The organism is Companilactobacillus alimentarius DSM 20249, from assembly GCF_002849895.1.
GTDB classification, from domain to species: Bacteria; Bacillota; Bacilli; order Lactobacillales; family Lactobacillaceae; genus Companilactobacillus; species Companilactobacillus alimentarius.
Genome location: NZ_CP018867.1, coordinates 400,186 through 422,265 on the forward strand (window position 1 = coordinate 400,186; position 22,080 = coordinate 422,265).

Here is a 22,080-nt window from a genome sequence, read left to right on the forward strand (position 1 = left end):
GGCAATTAACATGAAGGTAATTGTTTTATTGGATCAGATTCAGTCAGGCCTAGGTGGAAAAGAAAAGTCTGATACTGAATTAGGTGGTAAAAAATTGGCAATGGGTGCTGCAGATACAATAGATAAGGATTTAAAGAAGCAAGACTCATCAGTTATGGCCACCTTTTTTTGTGGAACTAAATATTATGAAGAGAATAGCAAAATTGTACAAGGTAAAATTACTAGGATGTGTCAAAAAATGAAGCCAGACATTTTATTGGTTGGGCCGACATATGATTATGCTGATTTTGCAAAAATGGCTTGTGAAGTAGGATCAGCAGTTCAGAACAATTCAGATATTCCGGTTGTAGCAATGGTTGCTGAAGAAAAGAATGTAAATACGCTTGCTAAATTTAAGGATCAATTGGATATTATCAAAATGCCTAAAAAAGGTGGTACTGGACTGCAGGATTCAATTGATCATGGAATTGAATTGTGCAATAGGAAAGTTAATAAAGAAGATACATCGGATTTTATTAGTGAATATTGTTATTAGTTAGGGGATGAATTCAATGCAAAAGAAATTTGAGCAAGTTCTAATGCCTGTGGCAACAAAGCTAGCAAATAATGTTGTTCTACGTTCTCTACGGGATGGATTTTTAATTATTACACCTTTAATTATTGTTACCTCAATTTTTTTACTAATTGGTAATTTTCCAATTCCCGGTTGGAGTGATTTTTGGACAGGTATTCTAGGTCCAAAATGGACAGAGTGGTTTAGCGCTGTTTCTGATTCAGTCTTTAGTTTTACGGGACTATTAGCATGTTTTGGAATTTCATATTCTTATGGTAAAAATAGAGGCTTAAGAGCCGTTCATGCTAGTGCTGTAGCAATTGTTTCATTTTTGATCATGACGCCAACAACGGTAGAAGTTGGTAAAAAAACTATTGGTGCTGTTCAGACAATTTATTTAGGACCAAATGGTATTTTCTTAGGTTTGTTTACAGCTCTTATAAGTGTCGAATTATTTAGATTTGCAATTAAACGTAATTGGACTATTAAAATGCCAGAGGGGGTTCCACCAGCAGTTAGCGAGTCTTTTGATGCATTATTACCAAGTGGTTTTGTTATTTTGATATTTTTCTTAGTCAGAGTTATTTTTAGTTTGACTGATTTTGGTACAGCATATAACTTTATTTATACAATGCTTCAAGCTCCGTTGAAAAATGTTGGTAATTCCTTGCCATCAGTACTACTTTATAATTTCTTGGCTTCACTTCTTTGGTGCTTTGGTATCAATGGACCAACCATTACTAATAGTGTTTGGTCACCTATTTTCTTTGTGTTGACACAGGATAATTTGAAGGCTTTTCAAACAGGACACGAATTACCACATATCTATACACAACAATTTATTGATATTTTTACAACTTATGGTGGCGGAGGAAGTACGCTGTCCTTATTGATCGTTATGCTATTTGTATGTAAATCAAAACGTATTAGAGAATTAGGAAAGTTAGCCATTGTCCCGGGAATTTTTGGAATTAATGAGCCAATCATTTTTGGATTACCAGTGGTTTTGAATCCAATTATTGCTATACCGTTTATCATTGTGCCAGTTTTGAACACATTAATCTCTGGTATAGTCTTTACATTACATTGGATACCATATACTAATGGAGTAATGTTGCCATGGACAACACCACCATTGATTTCTGGTTGGTTATCGACGGGGAGTTGGTTGGCTTCAGTATTGCAATTATTTGAATTAATTTTAGGGGTCTTAATCTATTATCCATTTGTTAAGATGTTGGACAAACAGTATCTTAATGAAGAAGCGGCTGCATCACAAATGGATGATGTGGATATTGATTTTAGTAATATTTAAAGGGATGACTAAATTGAAAAAAGTAAGATCTGATTTTGAAGAACTATTCAACCAATCAAGAGATGAGTTTCTTGAATATTTTAACGAATTAATTCAAATTCCTAGCGTGAAGGGAAATAAGACTTATCAAGCTCCTTTTGGAGTTGGACCTAAAAGAGCTTTGGAGTACTTAATTCAATTATCTAAAAAATTAGGATTTAAAACTGGGAAAGTGTCTAATAGTGTTGGTTGGGCTGAATACGGTCCTGAGACGAAAGAATATTTTGGAGTTTTGGGACATTTAGATGTCGTCGATGTGACTAATGATTGGACATATCCACCATTTGATTTGACATTTAAAGATGGTTTCTTTTATGGAAGAGGGGTTTTAGATAATAAGGGCCCATTTCTGGCAAGCCTTTTTGCACTTTACTTGATCAAAAAGCAGGGTATTGATTTGAAAAAAAGGATTAGAGTCATGTTTGGTACAGATGAAGAATCTGGAAGTAAAGATATACCATTTTATCTTGAGTCAGAGAAACCACCATATGGTGGTTTTACGCCGGATTGCAAATTTCCGATTGTGTATGGTGAACGTGGATTAATAGATTTAACTATAACTACAACTGTTACGGATGATTCATTGGAACAAATTGACTCTCTTGGTGGTGAGTTTGATAAAAGTTTTATACCTGAATATGGATTCATTTCAATTTCAGGGAAGAAAACAGAATTTCATGGTAAAAAAGCTCCTAGCAATGCCCCAGATATGGCTGAAAATGTTTTGCCAATGATGATTAGACAGGGAACCACATTAAGCGGTCAGACTGGTGAATTATTTAAATGGATTGATTCAAAAATTGGAAATCAGGTAGATGGAAAAAATCTAGGATTGGATTTTACAGATAAGGAATCAGGTAAATTGCAATTGTCATTTTATTCTATGGAGAAAAACCTTGATAAACTTAGTATCAATATATCTATGCGTTACCCGGTTACCATTTCTGAGGATAAAGTTTTATCGCAATTAAAGACTCAGTTATTAAATGAATCCTTAATTAAAATTAATAGGCGTTTTCCATCGGTTGTCAAAGATAAGAATCTACCATACATGCAAGATTTTTCTAAAATTTATGAGCAGGACACCGGATTGGATGGTACACCAGTCACGACTACTGGAGCAACCTATGCACGTGCCATGCCAAATATTGTTGCGTTTGGTCCATCTTTTCCAGGACAAAAAGGAATCGCTCATAAAGGTGATGAATGGTTAAAATATAGCGATTGGCAGATGATGATGCAGATTTATTATGATTGTTTTTTGTCTGAACTCTGTTAATTGTTTTTAAATAACACGTAGTACTATGCGTAAACTAAATGGGTCGGGAACTCAATTTTGAGTCCCGATCTATTTTCTTAAAATTCATCGGATATTTTCCCTAATTACGGGATTTTTGTATTCAAGGGTTAGCAATAATAGGTTATTTGTAGAAATAGTCTCTATTTTATTAACTTAATATTTACAAAGTATATTTTTTAGACCACTTTTGTGTAAAGGATTACAATAATCTTGAGAACTATTATATAAAAGGGGTAAAATCTATGGATTATAAATTAATTGCCATCGATATGGATGGAACTCTTCTAACTGATAAAAAGAAAATAACTGCTGAAAACAAGACTGCAATCTCTCAGGCTTTAAAAAAGGGTATTAAAGTGGTGTTAAACTCTGGTCGTTCATATGACGGTATTATTGATAGTTGTAAGGAATTAGGTATTTCTGGACCTGATCAGTATATTATTGAGTTTGGTGGAAATATTATCGAAAGTTTGGATAAAAAGGTTATTTACAGAAAGGTTTTAGATAATTCTACTTGTGAGAAAATATCGTATAATTTGGAAACTAAAAAAATCAAGCATGTTCTGATTGATACTAATGGGGCTATTTATAATTCTTATCAGGATTGGATGGAAAAGCGGATGCTTAATCCGAAATTGGGAATCGTGAAATTTCTCATGCATACACATAAGCACAAACTTCAAAATCTCGCAACAGAGTTGCATAAAATGTATGATGATGAGTTCTTTATTGTGATAACTAGTCCTCAAGATGTGGAATTATTCCCTAAAGATGTCAATAAAGGTTACGCTTTGGAGAGATTGGCCAAACACTTGAAAATCAATCTTAAGCAGACTTTAGCAATTGGTGATTTGGATAATGATATTCCTATGCTTAAAATTGCTGGCATGGGTGTAGCGATGGACAATTCACCTCAAAAAATCAAAGACGTTAGTGACGATACTACGATAGACAATAATCATAGTGGCGTGGCGCAAGCGATTAAAAAATATATTTTAAATTAGGAGAAACTTATGAGTTATAAATTGATTGCATTAGATATGGACGACACATTGTTGACGAGTGAGAAAACTATTTCTAAAAAAAATCAAACGATGATTAAGCAAGCCTTGAAGCAAGGTATTAAAGTAGTTCTTTGTTCTGGTAGAACGCATAACGCTATTACTAATTATATTAAGATTCTAGGCATTTCTGGGCCTGACCAGTATATGATCACTAACGGTGGTGGCATTATTGAAAATATGGAAGGTAAAATCATTTATCACGACACTTTGAGTAATGCGTTTTATCGTGAATTTGTTGACTTTATTAAGAAAAATCAGCTGCATTACAATGTCGTTGATAGTCAGGGCAACACTTATACTAGTCATGTCGAATGGATTGATAAGTATACGATTACGCAGGCTTTTGAAAACGAGAATGGCTTGTATATTCGTGAGCCGGAAGAATTGCCTGATGATTTTGAAATTGTCAAAGCTATTATCAACGGTGAAGCTAAGCAATTGGATGAAATATCAGATATGGTTCATGAACATTTTGATCAAAATTACTTTGTAGTTAGAACCGGTGTCGGTTTCTTAGAGATATTCCCGAAGAATGTCAATAAAGGTGAAGCTGTAAAACATTTGGCTGGTCAACTAGGGATTGATTTGAAAGAAGTCATGGCAATGGGTGATCGTGATAATGATATTCCCATGATAAAGATTGCTGGTAAAGGTGTAGCAATGGATAATGCAACCAGTGGTGCCAAAAAGGTCAGCGATTATGTTACGGCTGATAACAACCATGACGGTGTTGGCTTAGCGATTGAGAAGTTTGCTCTCTAAAAGTTTCTTAGAAAGTAGAACGAAACAAGGGTTAAATGTTTTGTTCTGCTTTTTGTTTTGTCAAGATAACAGGAAAAGGAATATACTTGATAAGTAATGAAAACGCTAACTGGGAGGTACATATGAAAAAAATCATTAATAAAACTGAGGATATTGTTCCAGAGATGATTTCAGGATTAGTTAAAACTAATCCTGATTTAGTCAAAGAAATAGAAGGTACTACGGCAGTCGTAAGAAATGATGAAAAATTTGCAGAGCAAAAACAAGTTGGTGTCGTTTCCGGTGGTGGCTCGGGACATGAACCTCTACATGCAGGCTATGTTGGTGATGGCATGTTGAGTGCTGCAGTAGCAGGCGAGGTCTTTACTTCACCTACTCCGGATCAAATTTATGAAGCTATTAAAGCGGTTGATCAAGGTCAAGGCGTATTGTTGATTGTCAAAAATTATTCTGGCGATGTTATGAATTTTGATATGGCTAAAGAGATGGCAGAAGCAGACGATATTGAAATAAAGACAATTGTGGTTGACGATGATATTTCAGTCGAAAATAGTGAATTTACACAAGGTAAGCGTGGGGTTGCCGGAACAGTTTTAGTAGAAAAAATTGTTGGTGCGGCAGCACGTTCGGGTATGAATTTAACCGATTTAGCAAAATTGGGTCAAAACGTGATTGACCAAACTAAGACGATTGGAATTGCCTTACATGCAGCGACAGTACCGGCTGTTGGACATCCGGGATTCGAATTAGCTAAGGATGAAATTGAGTATGGTATTGGGATTCACAATGAACGTGGCTATGCGGTTGAAAAAATTAAGCCATCGAATCAATTGGCTAATGAATTGATTGAAAAAATTATGAATGAGTTCACTGATAAATCCGGTTCATTTGCAGTGTTGGTCAATGGTATGGGTGGTACTCTCTTGATGGAACAATATATTTTTGCCAATGATGTTTTAAATGAATTAAATGATAAAAAAATCGATGTGAAATTTAGCAAGGTCGGTAATCAGGTAACATCGCTTGATATGCAGGGCGTTTCTTTGACAATTATGAAGGCTGACGATAGTTGGATCAAAATGTTAAAGGAACCCGTTACAACAATTGGCTGGTAGAAGGGAAGAATTTATTAATGGAATTAAACTTAGCAGATACTAAAAAATGGATGAACTTATTTGTTGAAGAGGTTGAAAAGAATAAGTCTAATTTAAACGAACTTGATACGGCAATTGGTGATGGTGACCATGGAACTAATATGGATCGTGGGATGCAGGCCATTACAGCTGCACTTGAAAAAAAGGAACCCAGTGATTTGGCTGAGTTATACAAAACAGTTGCTTTTGCTATGATTCAAAAAATTGGTGGAGCTTCTGGTCCATTGTACGGGACAGCTTTTCTAGATATGTCTAAGAAAGCTAAGGAAACAGCCGATTTAACTGAATTAATTCAGGTTGGTACTGATGGTTTAAAACGTCGTGGACAATCAGATGTAGGAATGAAAACTATGATTGATGTCTGGCAACCAGTAGCGACAGCTCTAAAGGATAATAAGTTCAACCAACAAGCAGTCGATGAAGCTTTGGAATCAACTAAAGATATGGTAGCAACTAAGGGTCGTGCTAGTTATTTAGAAGAAAAGTCAAGGGGTCATCTTGATCCAGGCTCTCAATCAAGTGCTTACTTGTTTGGAGCTTTAATTAAAGTGATAGGAGTTTAGCTTATGAAATATGGGATATTGATTGTTTCACATTCAGCTGATATTGCTCAAGGAGTAAAGAATTTAATTGAACAGGCGGCTCCTGACTTGTCGATTACAGTAGCTGGTGGAACTGATGACAACAAGATTGGTTCGTCTTTAGAAAAAATTCAAACAGCGGTCGATGAAAATAAAGGTGACGAAGTTTTAGCCTTTTATGATCTAGGCAGTTCGAAGATGAATTTAGAAATGCTCTTAGAAATGACTGAACGTAAGATTCATAAGTATGATGTCGCTTTGGTTGAAGGAGCCTATACTGCTGCCACTTTGGCTCAAGTTGAGGCACCACTTTCAACGATTGAAGAAAATTTAAAACCACTAAAAATTAAATAGAATAATGTGAAGTAGTGTCTATCTAGAATTTTATTTGGATAGGCACTACTTTTTTGTTTTCATTATTTCTGTTTTTCACTTAAACGTATTCATTAAGAATCGACCCGTTAGATGCATCATAAATAAAAAAGTTGACTTAACCAATTAATAATTCTATATTCTTTTGTAGACAGTGTCTACTTAAAATATACAAGATTATATCATTTAATGCGCTATTATCAATGAATAATCGCTTTTCTTTGGAGTAGACACTGGATACTAAAACGTGAGGGCAACGAATGGGAAAATATGAACCAATTGCAATTATGGGTTAGGGATTTATATCCGCTAATGATTCTGTGCTGGATATTAATGAATGGACAGGAGAAATACAAAATGGTGAAAAATCAAATTGATTTAAAAAAAAGATTAATTTCTGAGGGTTTAAAAATCGTTCAGGATAAAGGTATGAAAAACATTTCATTACGACAAATTGCAGAAAAATGTGGAGTGACTCATTCTACTCCTTATCGACATTTTAAAGATAAAAATACTTATCTTGCAGCCTTAGTAGAACAGATTTCGATCATCTTTGGTACAACTATGGCTCAAAAGGTAACGGATAATATGTCTGGTAATGCGATGTTATTACAGATGGGAATCAATTTTGTGAATTTTGCGCAAGATTTTCCCAAATTTTTTGACGTTTTGTTTTTAGGAGACTACGTGGTGCAAACAAAAGTTACGGGACATGAAATAATATCTGATAAGACTCTGCCTGGATTTGAAGAGTTTAAATATGCCGTCGCAAAATTATCAAAAGAAAATAATTTGGATGTGGATAATGATTTACAAGAAATCCAATTGTGGAGTTTTATTATCGGTTTTGCACTGATAGTTGGTAAAAAAAATGTGGTTGAGGTTGATTCAAAATGGATATCCAAAGTAATAGATGAAATGATTAGTATTTATATTAATGGTGATAAAACATTAGGAGAAGGAAGAAATGAAGGGAATCATTGAAATATTCGAAGAATCAAATTTGTCATTTTTTAGTATGAAGTCTGAATTATCTCGATTTACACCTGGTCAATTAAAATTGGAAAGACAAGAAAATATTAATATAGGGGAACTTTATGACAACGACTATTATTTATGCTCATCCATATAGTAAAAGTTTTAATAATGCAATATTGAAAAAGGTAAGTGAAAAATATAAATCCGACTACAGAGTAATTGATCTGTATAAAGAGGAATTTAATCCTGTTTATTCTTCAAACGAACTTTCTTTATTCAAATATGGAGAAACTGAAGATGACAAAGTTGAAGAATATCAGAAAATATTGAAAGAATCTTCAAAATTAGTATTCATTTTTCCGATTTGGTGGAATGGCATGCCGGCAATCTTAAAAGGATTTATTGATAAGGTATTTAAAATGAATTTTGCATATGTTGACTCACCAAGAGGTGTTGAAGGACTATTAACAAATATAGATTCAGTCGATATTGTGACTTCTTCAAAGTCCCCAACATGGTATTTAAAATTTTTTTCAGGAAATGCAATTCAGAAGGTTTTTATTAAATCAACCTTGAAACAAGCAGGTATAAAAAATGCCTCATGGAAGAATTTTGGTTCAATAAAAAAAAGTACAAAAAAACAACGTGAAAAATTTTTGAAAAATCTCTAACTTTATTGTAAAAATACTAGTTATAATTTTATCTTAATGCGAATAAAAAAAGCTCTTAACCCTAATGAGGCACCAACGGTCATTGACTAATCGTCACTCCCTACTCGATGGAATTCACATTATTATTAGAACCACTTTAATTTTAAATAAAACAATTAGATTAAATATTCAGAAAATGTGTAAAAACGTTAGACTTTTATTAGTTTTTATTTAATAATATTAATAATATATTGGATAGATTAGAATGAAGTGCTAATCTAGGCAGTAGAAATTATAAAAGGGGGTTCTATCTCTATGGGCAGACTGATTGGTATTACGGCAGATGTTTATTTAGGGGCAACAGATGTGATCAATCAAAAATTAATGGATTTTGTACCACGTCCGCTTGTTGACGGGGTAATAGCTGCAGGCGGAATCCCAGTGGGATTACCAAATTTACCAGTTGATAAGGTTAATCAATTGATTGAAAATCTAGATGGAATAATTTTCCCAGGGGGTCCAGATATTGATCCAAGCTTTATGGGACAAGAACCCATACCAGAATTAGGAGTAACCAATCGTAATCGAGATTTGTTTGAAATTGCATTGATTCGGACGGCTGTGGCTAAAAAGATTCCCATTTTTGGCATTTGTCGAGGAGCGGAAATGATAGATGTGGCTCTGGGTGGTACGCTTTATCAAGACCTAGGTAGTCAGTATTCAGGGAAATTGATTCAGCATAAACAACAAGCACCAGGGGATCAACCAACACACTTTGTCCGTGTGGATTTTAACTCGCGGCTTTATAAGTCAATCGGCGACAATGTCTTTGTTAACTCCAGACACCACCAAGCTATTAAGTCAGTAGCTAATGGCTTAAAGGTTGTTGCCACAGCATCAGATGGCGTAATTGAAGCAATTGAAAATGACGATGCTAGTATCCAAGCCGTTCAATGGCACCCCGAGAATTTATGGAAAAAAGATTCCCAACAGTTAACGATGTTGAGAAATTTTGTAGAACGGACAGATATTAAAGTAATTTAATTTATTAGAGTAAGATTAAAAAGAATCGCTTAGAAAAATTAATTTGTCAAAATATTATTTTTATTGTAGTATTTGTTTTGAAAACTGAATAGATTTCTTCGGGGCAGGGTGAAATTCCCGACCGACGGTGATAATTGAATTTCAATTAAAGTCCGTGACCCGCGTAAGCGGTGGACCTGGTGTGAATCCGGGACCGACAGTAAAGTCTGGATGGTAGAAGAAAATAATATTTCATGCTATTGATAAGCCTATTTTGGCTTGGTCTCGTATGAGGTCTTATTTAGCTTATCTTAAGAGCCCCGCAATTATTTTGCGGGGCTCTTTTTGTGGGGTGAATAAGGTATTGAATAAATTTATGGAATTAGCTTTTCAAGAAGCTAGGAAAGGGAAAAGCACTTGGTTGAATCCTTTAGTTGGGGCCGTCATCGTGAAAAATCAAAAGGTCATTGGTTTAGGTCATCATGAAACCTTTGGTCATGAACATGCGGAAATCAATGCGTTAAAGAGCTTGACAAGTATTTCAGACGCCAAAGGGGCAACTTTGTTTGTCACTTTAGAGCCATGTTCACATGTTGGGAAGACGCCACCATGTGTTCAAAAAATATTTGATGTAGGCATCACCAAGGTGGTAATTGGTCAAGTTGATCCCAATCCAATCGTTAGTGGACGGGGGATAAAATACCTAGAGAATCATAATATTCAAGTTGAGAATTTGAATATTAAAACAGATTTAAATACCGCTTATGAATTCTTTTATCGTGAGCAGCGTCCGTTGATTACGATAAAGTATGCAATGACCCTAGATGGGAAAATCAATCGTGATAGCGTAAAACGTTCCCTAATATCAAATCACGAATCGTATTTAGATTCACAGAAATTACGAGCAAATAATCAAGTGATTTTGATTGGCGAGAATACGTTGAAATTGGATAACCCACGATTAACTGTCCGAGAGGAAGCTAAGTTATTTCCACCGATTCGAGCAATTTTAGTGCGAGATCTTAAAACGATTAATAAAGATTTAAAGATATTTCAAAATGAGGCACCTATCTGGTTTTTCACAGAGAAACAGACAGACCAAATTTTTCCTAATAACGTCAAAGTATTAGTCGGCAATTGGACTCCAGAAAGCATAATCACGTATTTGGCAGAGCAAAAACTCCAATCAATTCTCATCGAAGGTGGCAGTCACATCCAAGCCGATTTCATGCAGGCTAAATTAGTTGACAAGCTGATTATTTATTTGGCTAATCGGGTTTTTGGAACAGGCTTATCGGCAGTTTCTGGTCAAACAATTAAGGGTTTGGAGTTTTCTAAACCAATAGTGAAATCGCTAGATTCGGATTTAAAAATAACTGTCTGGAGGAAACGGTAAATGTTTACAGGAATTGTTAAGGATATTGGACGAGTGATTTCGATTAGGCAGGAAAAGGACGACTTTACTTTAGAAATTGCCCATCATTTAGAATCAATTGAGTTGGGTAGTAGCGTTGCTATCAACGGAGTTTGCCTGACTGTGACAAGTTTTTCACCGAGAATATTTCAAGTTGAGGTTATGCCTGAGACGATTAAACGGACTAATATCGGCGAATTGGCAACTGAGGATTTGGTCAATTTAGAGCCAGCTTTAAAACCGACAACGGAATTGGGAGGACATTTTGTACAAGGGCATATTGATACGACTGGTAAATTGCTGAACAAAACGACTGATCAAAATGCTCAATTATTGGAGTTTTCAATCACAGCACAGTATCAAAAATATATAGTTGAAAAAGGGTCAATTGCTATTGATGGTGTGAGTTTAACTGTTATTTCAGTTAAAAAGGACTCTTTTCAAGTAGGGATAATTCCTTATACCAGTAATGAAACAATTTTAGGCAAATTAGAAGTTGGACAGACTGTCAACTTGGAGACAGATATTTTGGGAAAGTACATCTATCAAGACTTGGAACGGGGTTACGAAAATGTCAAATAATCAATCAATTTTAAAAGTTGAGCAAGCTTTAAAAGATTTACAACAAGGGAAACTAATTATTGTTGCCGATTCGACTGAACGTGAGGCTGAGGGCGATATGATTGGCTTAGCTGATTTTGTTTCACCAGAAAATGTTAACTATATGATTCAAAATGCTCGTGGCTTACTCTGTGTTCCGATGAGTTCTGCAGTGGCAAGGAAGTTAGATTTGAATTTAATGTCCCAATCACACGACGCTTTTCACACTGCATTCACAATTAGTACTGACAGTAAGATGACTACCACAGGAATCTCGGCTTTTGATCGTGCTAAAACGATTAAAGCTTTGGCAGATTCAAACAATCCCAAGGACTTTTATCATCCCGGTCATATATTCCCTTTAATTGCTGCTGATGATGGAGTTTTAGAGCGAGACGGTCATACAGAAGCAGCGGTTGATTTGGCAAGATTAACTCATGCAACTCCGGTTGCTTACATTTGTGAAGTAGTTAAGGATAACGGCAAAATGGCCAGGAGAGCTGATTTGAAAGCTTTCGCTCAAAAAGAGAACTTAACTTTAATAACGATTGAAGACATCATCAACTATCGTTTTGAAAAAGATTCTACTGTTTTGAAGTCAGTATCAGATGTCGATTTACCTACTAAATTTGGACACTTTCGCTTAAAGACTCTGACTTTTAAAGATGAACCAATTTTAGTGATTTATAAAGGCAAAATTGAGAATCAAGAGGATCTTTTAGTACGAATTCATTCGGAATGTTTTACAGGTGATATTTTAGGATCTAAAAGATGTGATTGTGGGCAACAATTGGAACAGTCTTTGATAAAAATTGAAAAAAACGGTAGTGGTATGTTGATTTATTTACATCAAGAAGGTCGTGGAATCGGTTTGATCAATAAATTAAAAGCCTATCAATTACAAGATCAAGGGCTAGATACAGTTGAAGCTAATTTGAAGTTAGATTTACCAGCCGATAAACGAGATTATCGAATGGTAGTGGCAATTTTAAAGAGATTAAAGGTTGGTTCAATAGAGTTATTGACTAATAATCCGGATAAAGTAAAGCAACTGGAGAATCTAGGAATAAAAGTTAAGCGAGTTGCCTTAGAAATGAAGCCTAATTCGAGTGATCAAAAATATTTAGAAACTAAAAAACATAAATTTCATCATTTATTAAACGAGGTAGATTAGAATGCGAGAAATTAACGGTAAATTAGATGGTAAAGGTTTGAAAATAGCAATCGTTGTAGCTAAGTTCAATGAACTTGTCACCAATAAATTATTGGATGGCGCCACATCCAAATTAAAGCAGTTAAATGTGTCCGACATAACGGTGGTAAAAGTTCCTGGTGCAATGGAAGTTCCACGAATCGTGAAGATGTTGTCTAAAAGTAACTCTTTTGACGGTATCATCGCTTTAGGAGCAGTCATTAAAGGTGAGACAGCACATTTTGATTATGTCTGCGCTGAATCGGCAGCCGGAGTCAGTCAGGTATCATTGCAAGGGGATGTTCCGGTAATGTACGGTATCTTGACAACTGAAAATATGTCACAAGCTTTGAATCGAGCAGGTGGAAAGGCCGGCAATAAAGGTAGTGAATGCAGTGTTGACGTCGTGGAAATGGTGAATACCGAAAGAGCTTTGCAAAAAGAATTTTACTAATACATAAAAAATAAAGCTAATATGGCAATCATAAAGAGTGATTACTATATTAGCTTTATTGGTATACATTAAATAGTTTCCAAAGTCGTTTCAGATGTCGGCTTAGGATAACTTTGATCTAACAGCTGTAATTCATCAGTGGTAAATTGAACGTCAACAGCTTTGATATTACTCTGCATATGCTCAACTGAGGCTGTTTTAGGGATGCTCAACAAATCATGATTGCGAATTACCCAAGCTAGTAATAACTGGTAAGGAGTAATGCCCTTATCTTTAGCCATTTGTTGAATGATTGGTTTAATCTTTAAAAATTGACCACCATCAGATCCAAAAGGTGAATACCCTACAAAAGACATCCCGTGTTCTTTTTGCCATGGAAGAATCGAGTATTCAATTCCGCGACTGGCAATGTTATAAAGGTCTTCGTTGATACGACAGTGGGAACCATCTTTAGTAGCTGATAATTCCTTTAGGTCATCTAAGTCGAAGTTAGAGACGCCCCAGTTCTTAATCAAACCAGCTTGGACCATTTTTTCTAGACCTGAAACAGTTTCTGTTAGTGGAGTATTGCCACGCCAGTGGAGTAAGTATAGGTCCAAATAATCAGTCTGTAGTCTCTTGAGACTATTTTTAAGACTCTGCTCAATTAATTTTGGTGTAGCGTGGAAAGGATAGAATTTTGAAACCAGCTGAAAATTGTCACGCTGGTAATTTTTAATAACCTTGCCGATCAAAGTTTCAGAGAGTCCATCACCGTACATTTCGGCAGTGTCGATCAAATTAATTCCGCGATCAAGACCATATTTGATAGCTTGCATTTCTGATTCAGTTTTGGTTTGGTTACCTTCACCAAGATGCCAAGTTCCGATACCGATGGCGGAAGTATTTTGGTGATTAAAAGTAATATATTTCAAAGAGAAACCTCGCTTTCAAAAGAAATTTTGTAGATGCTACTAACTTTTATTATAAAGCTAACCTAATTGTTTTGAAAAGTTTAGATATTGCTAAACAGAAAGTAAAAAAATATTTACTATTTTTTACACACCATGTAATATTAAACACGGAGTAAAATACTTCCAAATACAAAAAGGAGTTAAACCTATGTATCTATTAGTCAATATAATAGGCTTAGTCGTATTTCTCGGTATTGGTTTTTTGTTTTCGAAAAACAAATCAGAAATACGTTGGAGATCCATTGCGGTGATGGTAGTTTTGAATCTTGCTTTAGCATGGTTTTTGACCAGTTTTGAAGTTGGACGAGCAATTGTTTCGGGGGCTGCCAGTGGCTTTAATTGGTTAGTACAAGTTGCTTATGTAGGAATCGAGTTTGCATTGCCTAGTTTCGTACATGTCAAGAGCATGGACTTCTTTACTAGTGCGCTGCTACCAATTCTGTTGATTGTTCCCTTGTTTGATATTTTGACTTACATTGGAGTTTTACCATTCATTATTAAGTGGATTGGTAAAGGCTTGTCTTTAATAACAGGTCAACCAAAATTTGAGTCATTCTTTGCAGTTGAGATGATGTTTTTGGGAAATACTGAGGCTCTAGCAGTTTCTAGTTTACAATTGAAACAGATCAAGGCTAATCGTAATGTGACCTTAGCGATGATGTCAATGAGTTGTGTAACGGCCTCAATTATTGGTTCATATATTCAAATGATGCCAGGGCAGTACGTTCTGACGGCTATTCCTATCAATATCATCAATGCTATTATTGTGACAAGTCTCTTGAATCCAGTCACAGTCACTCCTGAAGAGGATACAATTGCTAAATTGAATGGGCAAGAGGATGGCGGCAAGAAAGAACCATTCTTCTCATTTTTAGGCGATTCCATTTTGGGAGCTGGAAAGTTAGTTTTGATTATCGCCGCTAACGTTATTGCCTTTGTAGCCTTAGCAGCATTGTTGGATAAAATTTTACAATTGGTTAATCCTTGGTTAACTTTGGAACATATCTTGGGGATTATTATGTATCCATTTGCTTGGCTATTAGGCTTAGGTACCCACGATTCGTTCCAAATGGCTCAGTACATGGGAACTAAATTAGTTACCAATGAATTTGTAGTTATGGGAAAAGTTACCGGAATCATCAAGGATTTTGACCCACATTTTAAAGCTGTCTTGACAGTCTTCATTACTTCATTTGCAAACTTTTCGACCTTAGGAATGATCATTGGTTGTTTCAAAGGAATCGTTAGCAAAGAAAAGAATGACATTATTTCTAAAAATGTCGGCTACATGTTGCTTTCAGGTATTTTAGTATCGCTCTTATCCGCAGCTTTCGTAGGATTATTTATTTGGTAAGATGAGTAAAACAGAATAGTAAAGTATATAAAAAGTCTTCACGCAATAAAATTTATTGTATGGAGACTTTTTTAGTGGTCGAATAATTATTTAGTAGCCAATTGTTGACGAATCCGTTTTTCCTCACCAATGGCAATAATTGCTAGAATAATAATACTCAAAACTACGGCAATATAGAAGACGATAAACGTATCGTTCCAACCGTGGAGATTCATACCTAAAATAGAAAGACCGTTTTGCTTAGGATCGGCAATGGCCGCAAAGCCAACTTGAGCCATTAGATCGCCAAAGATATAGGCAAAGGTTCCAGTTAAACCATCAGAGACATTTAAAGCATTCTTGGGAACAAAACTAATAACTGAAACACCAATTAATAATTGTGGTCCGTAGATCAACATTCCCAAAAAGAAGAGAGAAGTATTGATCATCATAGGTGTAGTTCCATAACGATAACCTAAAACGACAAAGGCAGTTAAAGCTAAACAGATGATAGAAACCACCGCTCGACGTCCCTTCAAAAGATCGGAGAACCAGCCCCAAACAACGCTACCGATAATACCTCCCAATTGGAAGAGTAGGAGTGTATTGGCACCTTGGGCAACGGTGAAATGAAGTTGTTGAACTGTATATAATGGAGCCCAATTGACAATTCCAATTCTGACGACATAGACAAATACATTAGCGATACAAAGTAGCCAGACCCAAGGACTCTTCATAACGAAAGTTTTGAAGATATCCCATTTGTTCATTTTGGCAGCTGATTGATCAGCTTTAGAAATGTTTTCACCAAAAATTACTTCACTCGGATCCCAACCGAGTTCTTGAGGATCATCGGCTCCAAAGAACAAGCCCCAGAATCCGACTAATAAACCAATAATGGCAGGAAAAATAAACATACCGCCAACATTGCCGCTAAAGAGATGATTAGCACCCCAAAGAGCAATAACGCCAGCTACAGCGCCACCGAATTCATGAGAAATATTCCAGATTCCAATGTAGCGACCTCTCGTCGTAGTAGTTGTCCAACGTGAAATTGTCGACAATGAAGCTGAACCACCAGGTGATTGAAAAATTCCGTTCAATGACCAGAGAACTAGAATCAAACCGACTGGTGCGTTATTCATCAATAAGGCAACACCAATGATCAAAGTCATAATAGCGGCTAAGATCAAAAGAAATGACATAAAACGTTTAGTGTTTTTGCCATCAACTACATAGCCTAAGACGGTTTTACCAATCCCATAGGCTAGTGAAAATCCATAACCGATCCAACCTAAAGCGGTAGTTGAAAATCCTTTTTTAACCAGTAGAGGTTGGGCAGCAGAAAGGTTGTTTCGAATTAAATACATACAAAAGTAAACGAAGAAAACAACCAAGAATGACTTAAGAAATTCACGAAGCCAACGATGCTTTTGTTCATCGAGTGACAGACCAAGTTTTGCTGGTCGTTTTAAGTCAAAAAAATGCATCATAATAATAATCCCCCTATAAATTAATTTATCGAACAGTTCGAGTATAGCACAATCGTAAACGGTTACGACCTTACTCTGATAGGTTAATTTTGAGGTAGATAGATAAAAAGACACCTAATAATCAATTAGATTATTAGATGCCATTGTTGTTATCGAATAATTATTTAATTTTTAGTGAGCCAATTGAAGACAGGATCGATATTTTCACTCCATACCTTCCAAGAATGATTTCCGCTAACTGGCATCCAAGTGTAGTGTCCCTTAGCGTGGATTGAGAGAAAGTTTTTAAACATGACATTATCTTCATGCATAAAGTCGGAATCACCACAAAGCGTCAGAATAGGAAGCTTGGGTTGTCGATTATTATAAAGGTTGATCAATTGATTTTTGGCTATTTTCTCAGGACTATCAAAAATAACGTTAAAAACCTCTTGAGACATTGGACATTGCGGATTGTCTCGGAAGTGTTCAATATCAGTAATAGGAGATAAGGCCGCAACCTTACCGAACTTGTCAGTATTTTTGAAGGCAAATTTTAAAGCCCCATATCCGCCCATACTAGAGCCGACGAGATAGTTTTTTTGTGGGTCTCGAGAAATGGGCAATAGATTTTGCATTTTCGGAATAAATTCTTCCATAAAGAAGGATTCATAAGGAATGAACTTCGAGTCGGAATAAAATGAATTCAATCCATCCGGCATAATGATGGTCCAATCGTACTTACGGGCTAATTCCTCTATGTAAACATGCTTACTCCAAGCGGTATTGTCGCCAGTGTAGCCGTGCAAAAGCCAAACTACCGGATAGTCGGATTTATTAGTGTCAGGAATAACGACAGTCGTTTTGAAATACGTATGTAGATAATTAGTACGATAACTTAGATTCATTAATACCATTATTATTAAGCTCCTCAAGTTTTAATATTATTCGTGAAAAGATTAATCAATTCTTTGCAAAAAGTCTAGTTTGAAGCTGATTGATGATCATAAAGCTCTTTTTTGAAATGTAAATAATTAGTATAGAGTTGAATCATGTCAGTTAAATTATGCAGATCTAAATTAAAATATTCTGAAATATTATTTAAACGATAGTTAGTGGTATTGCGATGGACTTTTAATTCAGTAGAGGTCTTTGTGACATTGCCATTAGATTTGAAATAATAATCAAGTGTTTCTAGCAATTCTAAACCAGAATTAGTTTTCAAAAGGCTCTTGAAAGCACCCAAATACTTTTTAGAAGACAAAGAGCTTCGCATGAGTTGATCAGTAAAACTAATCTGCTGATAGTAGAAAACATCATTTAAATTGAGAATCCTACAAATTTCAAGACAATTGATAGCTTGCAAGACAGCCATTTTTAACTCAGTACTTTTGTCACTGATACCGATAGGCAAAGAACTCTTTTGACAAGCGGCAAGGTAGGTAGAGACATTGGCATTATTCTTAGTGATAATCAGTAGTTGCTGTGCAGTTTTACGAAAACTGAAATCGCCGTCAATAATTTTGAAATTATTGAAATCTTTAGTCTCAACGATGATGGCCACTCTTGGAATAGATAAATCAATATTCAAATCACGGGCACGAATCTTTAATTCTTCATTTTCCGCTACATCGTCCGTTTCAATCCATTGATAGAGAAAATGATTCAAAGTTTCTTTATGCTGATTCTTGATTTTAGTACTATTTAGTTGGGAGATCAATAACTCTGTGGAAACTTTCAGAAGTGAAGCTAGTGGGGTTACTTTTTTAGGATCGCCAGTGATACCAATTACACCGATAGTTTTATGATCAAACTCAATCGGAATGTTAACTCCGGGCTGACCAAATTTACCAAGAGATTCAATCAGTGGTTTGGTTTTACCACTTTTGATAATGTCAATAGCTCCAAGATGTAAAGTATTGATACGCTTTTTATCGCCACTAGCAATGATGTAACCATGTTCGTTCATCATGTTGATATTATAAGGGATATTTTCCATCATTTTGTTGACAATTGATTGAGCTAAATTGGGATCTAATTTCATTATTTTTTCCTTTAATATAAGAAGTAATTTTTTGATAGTTCTATTTTACAATTTTTTTCTGAATGCGTTAATGTAAAAGATTTAGGTATCTTTGTTAAGTTTTGCTCAAAGGCAAAGTGTTTTATAAAATTAGTTAGTCTTATAAGTAAATATTTTCTGAAAAATTTGTTTTGAAAAATGTTGATATAATCACAAACAGATTCACTTTTTCATACATAAGACAATAAAATTTGGGCAGATGTACATTGATTTGAACGGTTTTACACGGTATTATACAAACGTTAATAATTGTTCAAACTTTAACAATTGCAGTGTTTTTTTGAGGAAGGATGTTTTAAAAATGGTTATTGCTTGGTGGGCAGCTTTGTTAGGCTTGCTTTTAGCAATCGGATTGATTCTGTTCAAAGTTAATCCGGTTTATGCATTAATTTTTGGTGCCATTATTGGCTGTTTAGTCGGAGGGATGAGTTTAGTTCAAACGACCGATGTCATAGTCAAAGGTAGTTCCGGAGTCATGGGAACTATTATTCGTGTCATTGCCGCAGGGGTTTTAGCAGGTGTCATGATGGAATCGGGAGCAGCTAATGTGATTGCTTCTAATATTGTTAATCACTTTAGTGATCGTTTAGCGATTTTGGCTCTAGCTTTGTCGACGATGATTTTAACTGCTGTAGGGATTTTTATTCCGGTAGCAGTTCTAATCGTAGCTCCGATTGCTCTTGAAGTTGGTCAAAAGATGCATTACAGTAAACTATCACTTTTAGTGGCATTATCTGGTGGCGGTAAGGCTGGAAATATTATTTCGCCAAACCCTAATACCATTGCTGCTGCGAAAGGATTTAATGTCGAACTATCCAAAGTTATGATTGCAGACTTCATTCCTGCGGTAGTCGGTTTGATCGTGACAGTTCTATTAGCAACTTTGATTAAGAATAAAGGCAGTTTCGTTTCGCCAACTAAGAAATTTGAATCTAAAGAAGAAAAAGATTTGCCAAGTCTTAAGACAGCAATCATAACACCGTTGGTTGCAGTCGTTTTATTGTTGATTACTCCTATTGGAGAAGTTTTAAATATCAAAGCATTATCATCGTTTAACTTAGATGCGATGTATATCTTACCAATTGCTGGTTTAATCGGTACTTTAGCAATGGGACAAGGGAAAAAGTTTTTAAGTTATATGACTAATGGATTAGCGCGAATGACTGATGTTGTTATGATTTTAATTGGTGCTGGTGCAATTGCCGGATTGGTTTCAGCTTCTAATTTGCCACAAAAAGTTGTTGAAATAGTTCAAGTATCTGGAATATCCGGGACATTTTTAGCACCGATTGCCGGAATCTTGATGGCTGCTGCTACGGCATCAACTTCAACTGGTGTTATCCTAGCTTCTAATTCATTCAGTAAATCAATCATGGAATTTGGTATCTCTGGGACCGGTGCCGCCGCTATGGTACATACTGGAGCAACTGTGATTGATCAGTTGCCACATGGTAATTATTTCCATGTGACAGCTAAAGCAGTTGATATGCAATTTAAAGAAAGAATGACTGTCGTTTTTTGGGAAATGCTAGTCGGTCTCTCAATGACGATTGTTGCAACATTAATGTATGGAAATTTGTTCTAGAGGTGGATTATAAATGAAAATAGTTTTAGCTCCAGACTCATATAAAAATTCATTAACGGCAAAACAGGTGGCCGCTTCAATAAAAAAGGGATTTCAAAAAGTTTATCCTAATGCTGAATACGTCAGTTTTCCCATGGCTGACGGTGGTGAGGGTACAGTTCAGTCGCTTGTGGATGCTAAGAATGGTCAAATAATTACCGAAAAGGTTGTGAATCCGCTAGGCAATCCCACTGAGGCGCAGTATGGTTTGATTGACGACGGTAGTGTCGCTGTAATTGAAATGGCTCAAGCAAGTGGCATTCAATATATCAATCAATTCACACAAAATCCTTATATTACGACTACTTTTGGAACTGGAGAGTTAATCAAATCGGCAATCAAACACGGTGCTAAAACCGTTATTATTGGTATTGGCGGGTCAGCAACAAATGATGGTGGAGCCGGTATGGCTCAGGCTTTAGGCGCTCATCTATTGGATGAAAAAGGTGACGAATTACAATATGGCGGAGCAATGCTCAAGAAACTTGATAAAGTCGATATTTCAGAGATGTTGCCAGAATTAAGCGACACTGAAATAATTATTGCTTCTGACGTTACTAATCCATTAACTGGACCCAATGGAGCAAGTCATGTTTTTGGTCCACAAAAGGGTGCTAATGAAGAAATGGTCGAATTCTTAGATGAAGCACTTTCGCATTATGCTGATGTATTAAAAAGAGATTTAGGAAAAGACTTAGAAAATGTTCCTGGAGCTGGTGCAGCTGGTGGATTAGGTGCTGGACTGTTGGCCTTTACCAACTCACAAATGCGCTCAGGCGTCGATATAGTAGTTAATTACACCGGTCTGAAAGAAAAGGTTAAAGGCGCTGACGTGGTCATTACTGGCGAAGGCCAGATTGACTTTCAAACCAAGTTTGGGAAAACACCTATCGGAGTTGCTAAAGCGGCTAAGGCAGTTGATCCAGATACAACAGTAATTGCAATCGCAGGTTCAGTTGGCGAGAAAATCTCAGAATTGTATCCTTTAGGAATCGATGCTATTTTCACCTGTGTGCCCGGAATTGAAGAATTATCCAAAGCAATTCAAGATACAGATAAGAATTTACAACAGGTTTCAGAAAATATTGCACGCTTAATCAAAAAAGTATAAATTTATCAATTGAGTGATTTACCAAAATAGGTAAACGCTCATTTTTTTGTTAC

The 22,080-nt window shown here is 35.7% G+C and carries 22 protein-coding genes and 1 riboswitch; of the genes, 18 read left to right on the forward strand and 4 right to left on the reverse strand.

What is annotated here, in order from left to right:
• The first annotated feature begins 10 nt into the window (after positions 1-10).
• From LA20249_RS02040 to ribH, 15 genes are all read left to right on the forward strand, one after another.
• Entirely contained in the window at positions 11-535 is a 525-nt protein-coding gene (locus tag LA20249_RS02040) for a GrdB-related putative oxidoreductase (protein ID WP_057739365.1), read from the forward strand.
• Between the two features lie 16 nt (positions 536-551).
• The gene (locus LA20249_RS02045; RefSeq protein ID WP_057739366.1) at positions 552-1,868 is read left to right on the forward strand and encodes a PTS sugar transporter subunit IIC; all 1,317 of its coding nucleotides are present in this window, start codon (positions 552-554) and stop codon (positions 1,866-1,868) included.
• Between the two features lie 13 nt (positions 1,869-1,881).
• Positions 1,882-3,186 carry a Sapep family Mn(2+)-dependent dipeptidase gene (locus LA20249_RS02050; RefSeq protein ID WP_057739845.1) on the forward strand — a complete coding sequence of 435 codons (1,305 nt, stop codon included), beginning with the start codon at positions 1,882-1,884 and terminating at the stop codon, positions 3,184-3,186.
• Positions 3,187-3,449: 263 nt separating this feature from the next.
• Entirely contained in the window at positions 3,450-4,211 is a 762-nt protein-coding gene (locus tag LA20249_RS02055; RefSeq protein ID WP_057739367.1) for a Cof-type HAD-IIB family hydrolase, read from the forward strand.
• A gap of 9 nt (positions 4,212-4,220) precedes the next feature.
• Positions 4,221-5,033: a Cof-type HAD-IIB family hydrolase gene (locus LA20249_RS02060; RefSeq protein WP_057739368.1), complete on the forward strand. Its 813-nt coding sequence runs from the start codon at positions 4,221-4,223 to the stop codon at positions 5,031-5,033.
• A 122-nt stretch (positions 5,034-5,155) separates the two neighbouring features.
• Positions 5,156-6,148, forward strand: a complete 993-nt coding sequence (gene dhaK, locus LA20249_RS02065) for a dihydroxyacetone kinase subunit DhaK (RefSeq protein ID WP_057739369.1) — start codon at positions 5,156-5,158, stop codon at positions 6,146-6,148.
• Positions 6,149-6,165: 17 nt separating this feature from the next.
• Positions 6,166-6,750 (forward strand): dihydroxyacetone kinase subunit DhaL, encoded by a 585-nt coding sequence (gene dhaL, locus LA20249_RS02070; RefSeq protein WP_057739370.1) that lies wholly within the window; start codon positions 6,166-6,168, stop codon positions 6,748-6,750.
• 3 nt (positions 6,751-6,753) lie between these two features.
• The gene (dhaM, locus tag LA20249_RS02075; RefSeq protein ID WP_057739371.1) at positions 6,754-7,122 is read left to right on the forward strand and encodes a dihydroxyacetone kinase phosphoryl donor subunit DhaM; all 369 of its coding nucleotides are present in this window, start codon (positions 6,754-6,756) and stop codon (positions 7,120-7,122) included.
• Between the two features lie 375 nt (positions 7,123-7,497).
• A complete protein-coding gene (locus LA20249_RS02080) occupies positions 7,498-8,124 on the forward strand; it encodes a TetR/AcrR family transcriptional regulator (RefSeq protein ID WP_057739372.1) in 627 nt (208 codons plus the stop codon).
• 113 nt (positions 8,125-8,237) lie between these two features.
• Positions 8,238-8,789, forward strand: a complete 552-nt coding sequence (locus tag LA20249_RS02085; protein WP_057739373.1) for an NAD(P)H-dependent oxidoreductase — start codon at positions 8,238-8,240, stop codon at positions 8,787-8,789.
• A 294-nt stretch (positions 8,790-9,083) separates the two neighbouring features.
• A complete protein-coding gene (locus LA20249_RS02090) occupies positions 9,084-9,812 on the forward strand; it encodes a gamma-glutamyl-gamma-aminobutyrate hydrolase family protein (protein ID WP_057739374.1) in 729 nt (242 codons plus the stop codon).
• Positions 9,813-9,902: 90 nt separating this feature from the next.
• A riboswitch (FMN riboswitch) is annotated at positions 9,903-10,038 on the forward strand.
• Between the two features lie 117 nt (positions 10,039-10,155).
• Positions 10,156-11,187, forward strand: a complete 1,032-nt coding sequence (gene ribD / locus LA20249_RS02095; protein ID WP_101836857.1) for a bifunctional diaminohydroxyphosphoribosylaminopyrimidine deaminase/5-amino-6-(5-phosphoribosylamino)uracil reductase RibD — start codon at positions 10,156-10,158, stop codon at positions 11,185-11,187.
• The gene (gene ribE / locus LA20249_RS02100) at positions 11,188-11,787 is read left to right on the forward strand and encodes a riboflavin synthase (RefSeq protein WP_057739375.1); all 600 of its coding nucleotides are present in this window, start codon (positions 11,188-11,190) and stop codon (positions 11,785-11,787) included.
• Entirely contained in the window at positions 11,777-12,979 is a 1,203-nt protein-coding gene (locus LA20249_RS02105) for a bifunctional 3,4-dihydroxy-2-butanone-4-phosphate synthase/GTP cyclohydrolase II (protein ID WP_057739376.1), read from the forward strand. The genes ribE and LA20249_RS02105 overlap by 11 nt, the downstream gene beginning before the upstream one ends.
• A gap of 1 nt (position 12,980) precedes the next feature.
• Positions 12,981-13,451, forward strand: a complete 471-nt coding sequence (gene ribH / locus LA20249_RS02110; RefSeq protein ID WP_057739377.1) for a 6,7-dimethyl-8-ribityllumazine synthase — start codon at positions 12,981-12,983, stop codon at positions 13,449-13,451.
• 68 nt (positions 13,452-13,519) lie between these two features.
• Here ribH and LA20249_RS02115 read toward each other — a convergent pair whose 3' ends face one another.
• The gene (locus LA20249_RS02115; protein ID WP_083477952.1) at positions 13,520-14,365 is read right to left on the reverse strand and encodes an aldo/keto reductase; all 846 of its coding nucleotides are present in this window, start codon (positions 14,363-14,365) and stop codon (positions 13,520-13,522) included.
• Between the two features lie 187 nt (positions 14,366-14,552).
• On the opposite strand from LA20249_RS02115, the gene LA20249_RS02120 reads away from it, so the two are divergent.
• On the forward strand, positions 14,553-15,758 hold the full coding sequence (locus LA20249_RS02120; RefSeq protein WP_057739378.1) for a NupC/NupG family nucleoside CNT transporter: 1,206 nt from the start codon (positions 14,553-14,555) through the stop codon (positions 15,756-15,758).
• Positions 15,759-15,844: 86 nt separating this feature from the next.
• Here LA20249_RS02120 and uhpT read toward each other — a convergent pair whose 3' ends face one another.
• From uhpT to LA20249_RS02135, 3 genes are all read right to left on the reverse strand, one after another.
• Positions 15,845-17,230 carry a hexose-6-phosphate:phosphate antiporter gene (gene uhpT / locus LA20249_RS02125; protein ID WP_083477953.1) on the reverse strand — a complete coding sequence of 462 codons (1,386 nt, stop codon included), beginning with the start codon at positions 17,228-17,230 and terminating at the stop codon, positions 15,845-15,847.
• A 164-nt stretch (positions 17,231-17,394) separates the two neighbouring features.
• Positions 17,395-18,126, reverse strand: a complete 732-nt coding sequence (locus LA20249_RS02130; RefSeq protein WP_057739379.1) for an alpha/beta hydrolase — start codon at positions 18,124-18,126, stop codon at positions 17,395-17,397.
• Between the two features lie 65 nt (positions 18,127-18,191).
• Positions 18,192-19,253 (reverse strand): CdaR family transcriptional regulator, encoded by a 1,062-nt coding sequence (locus LA20249_RS02135; protein ID WP_057739380.1) that lies wholly within the window; start codon positions 19,251-19,253, stop codon positions 18,192-18,194.
• A gap of 223 nt (positions 19,254-19,476) precedes the next feature.
• Here LA20249_RS02135 and LA20249_RS02140 point away from each other — a divergent pair, with 223 nt between their 5' ends.
• Both LA20249_RS02140 and LA20249_RS02145 read left to right on the forward strand, forming a co-directional pair.
• Complete coding sequence (locus LA20249_RS02140) at positions 19,477-20,877, forward strand: GntP family permease (RefSeq protein ID WP_472299961.1); 1,401 nt, start codon at positions 19,477-19,479, stop codon at positions 20,875-20,877.
• A gap of 13 nt (positions 20,878-20,890) precedes the next feature.
• On the forward strand, positions 20,891-22,027 hold the full coding sequence (locus LA20249_RS02145) for a glycerate kinase (protein ID WP_057739382.1): 1,137 nt from the start codon (positions 20,891-20,893) through the stop codon (positions 22,025-22,027).
• Positions 22,028-22,080: the final 53 nt, after the last annotated feature.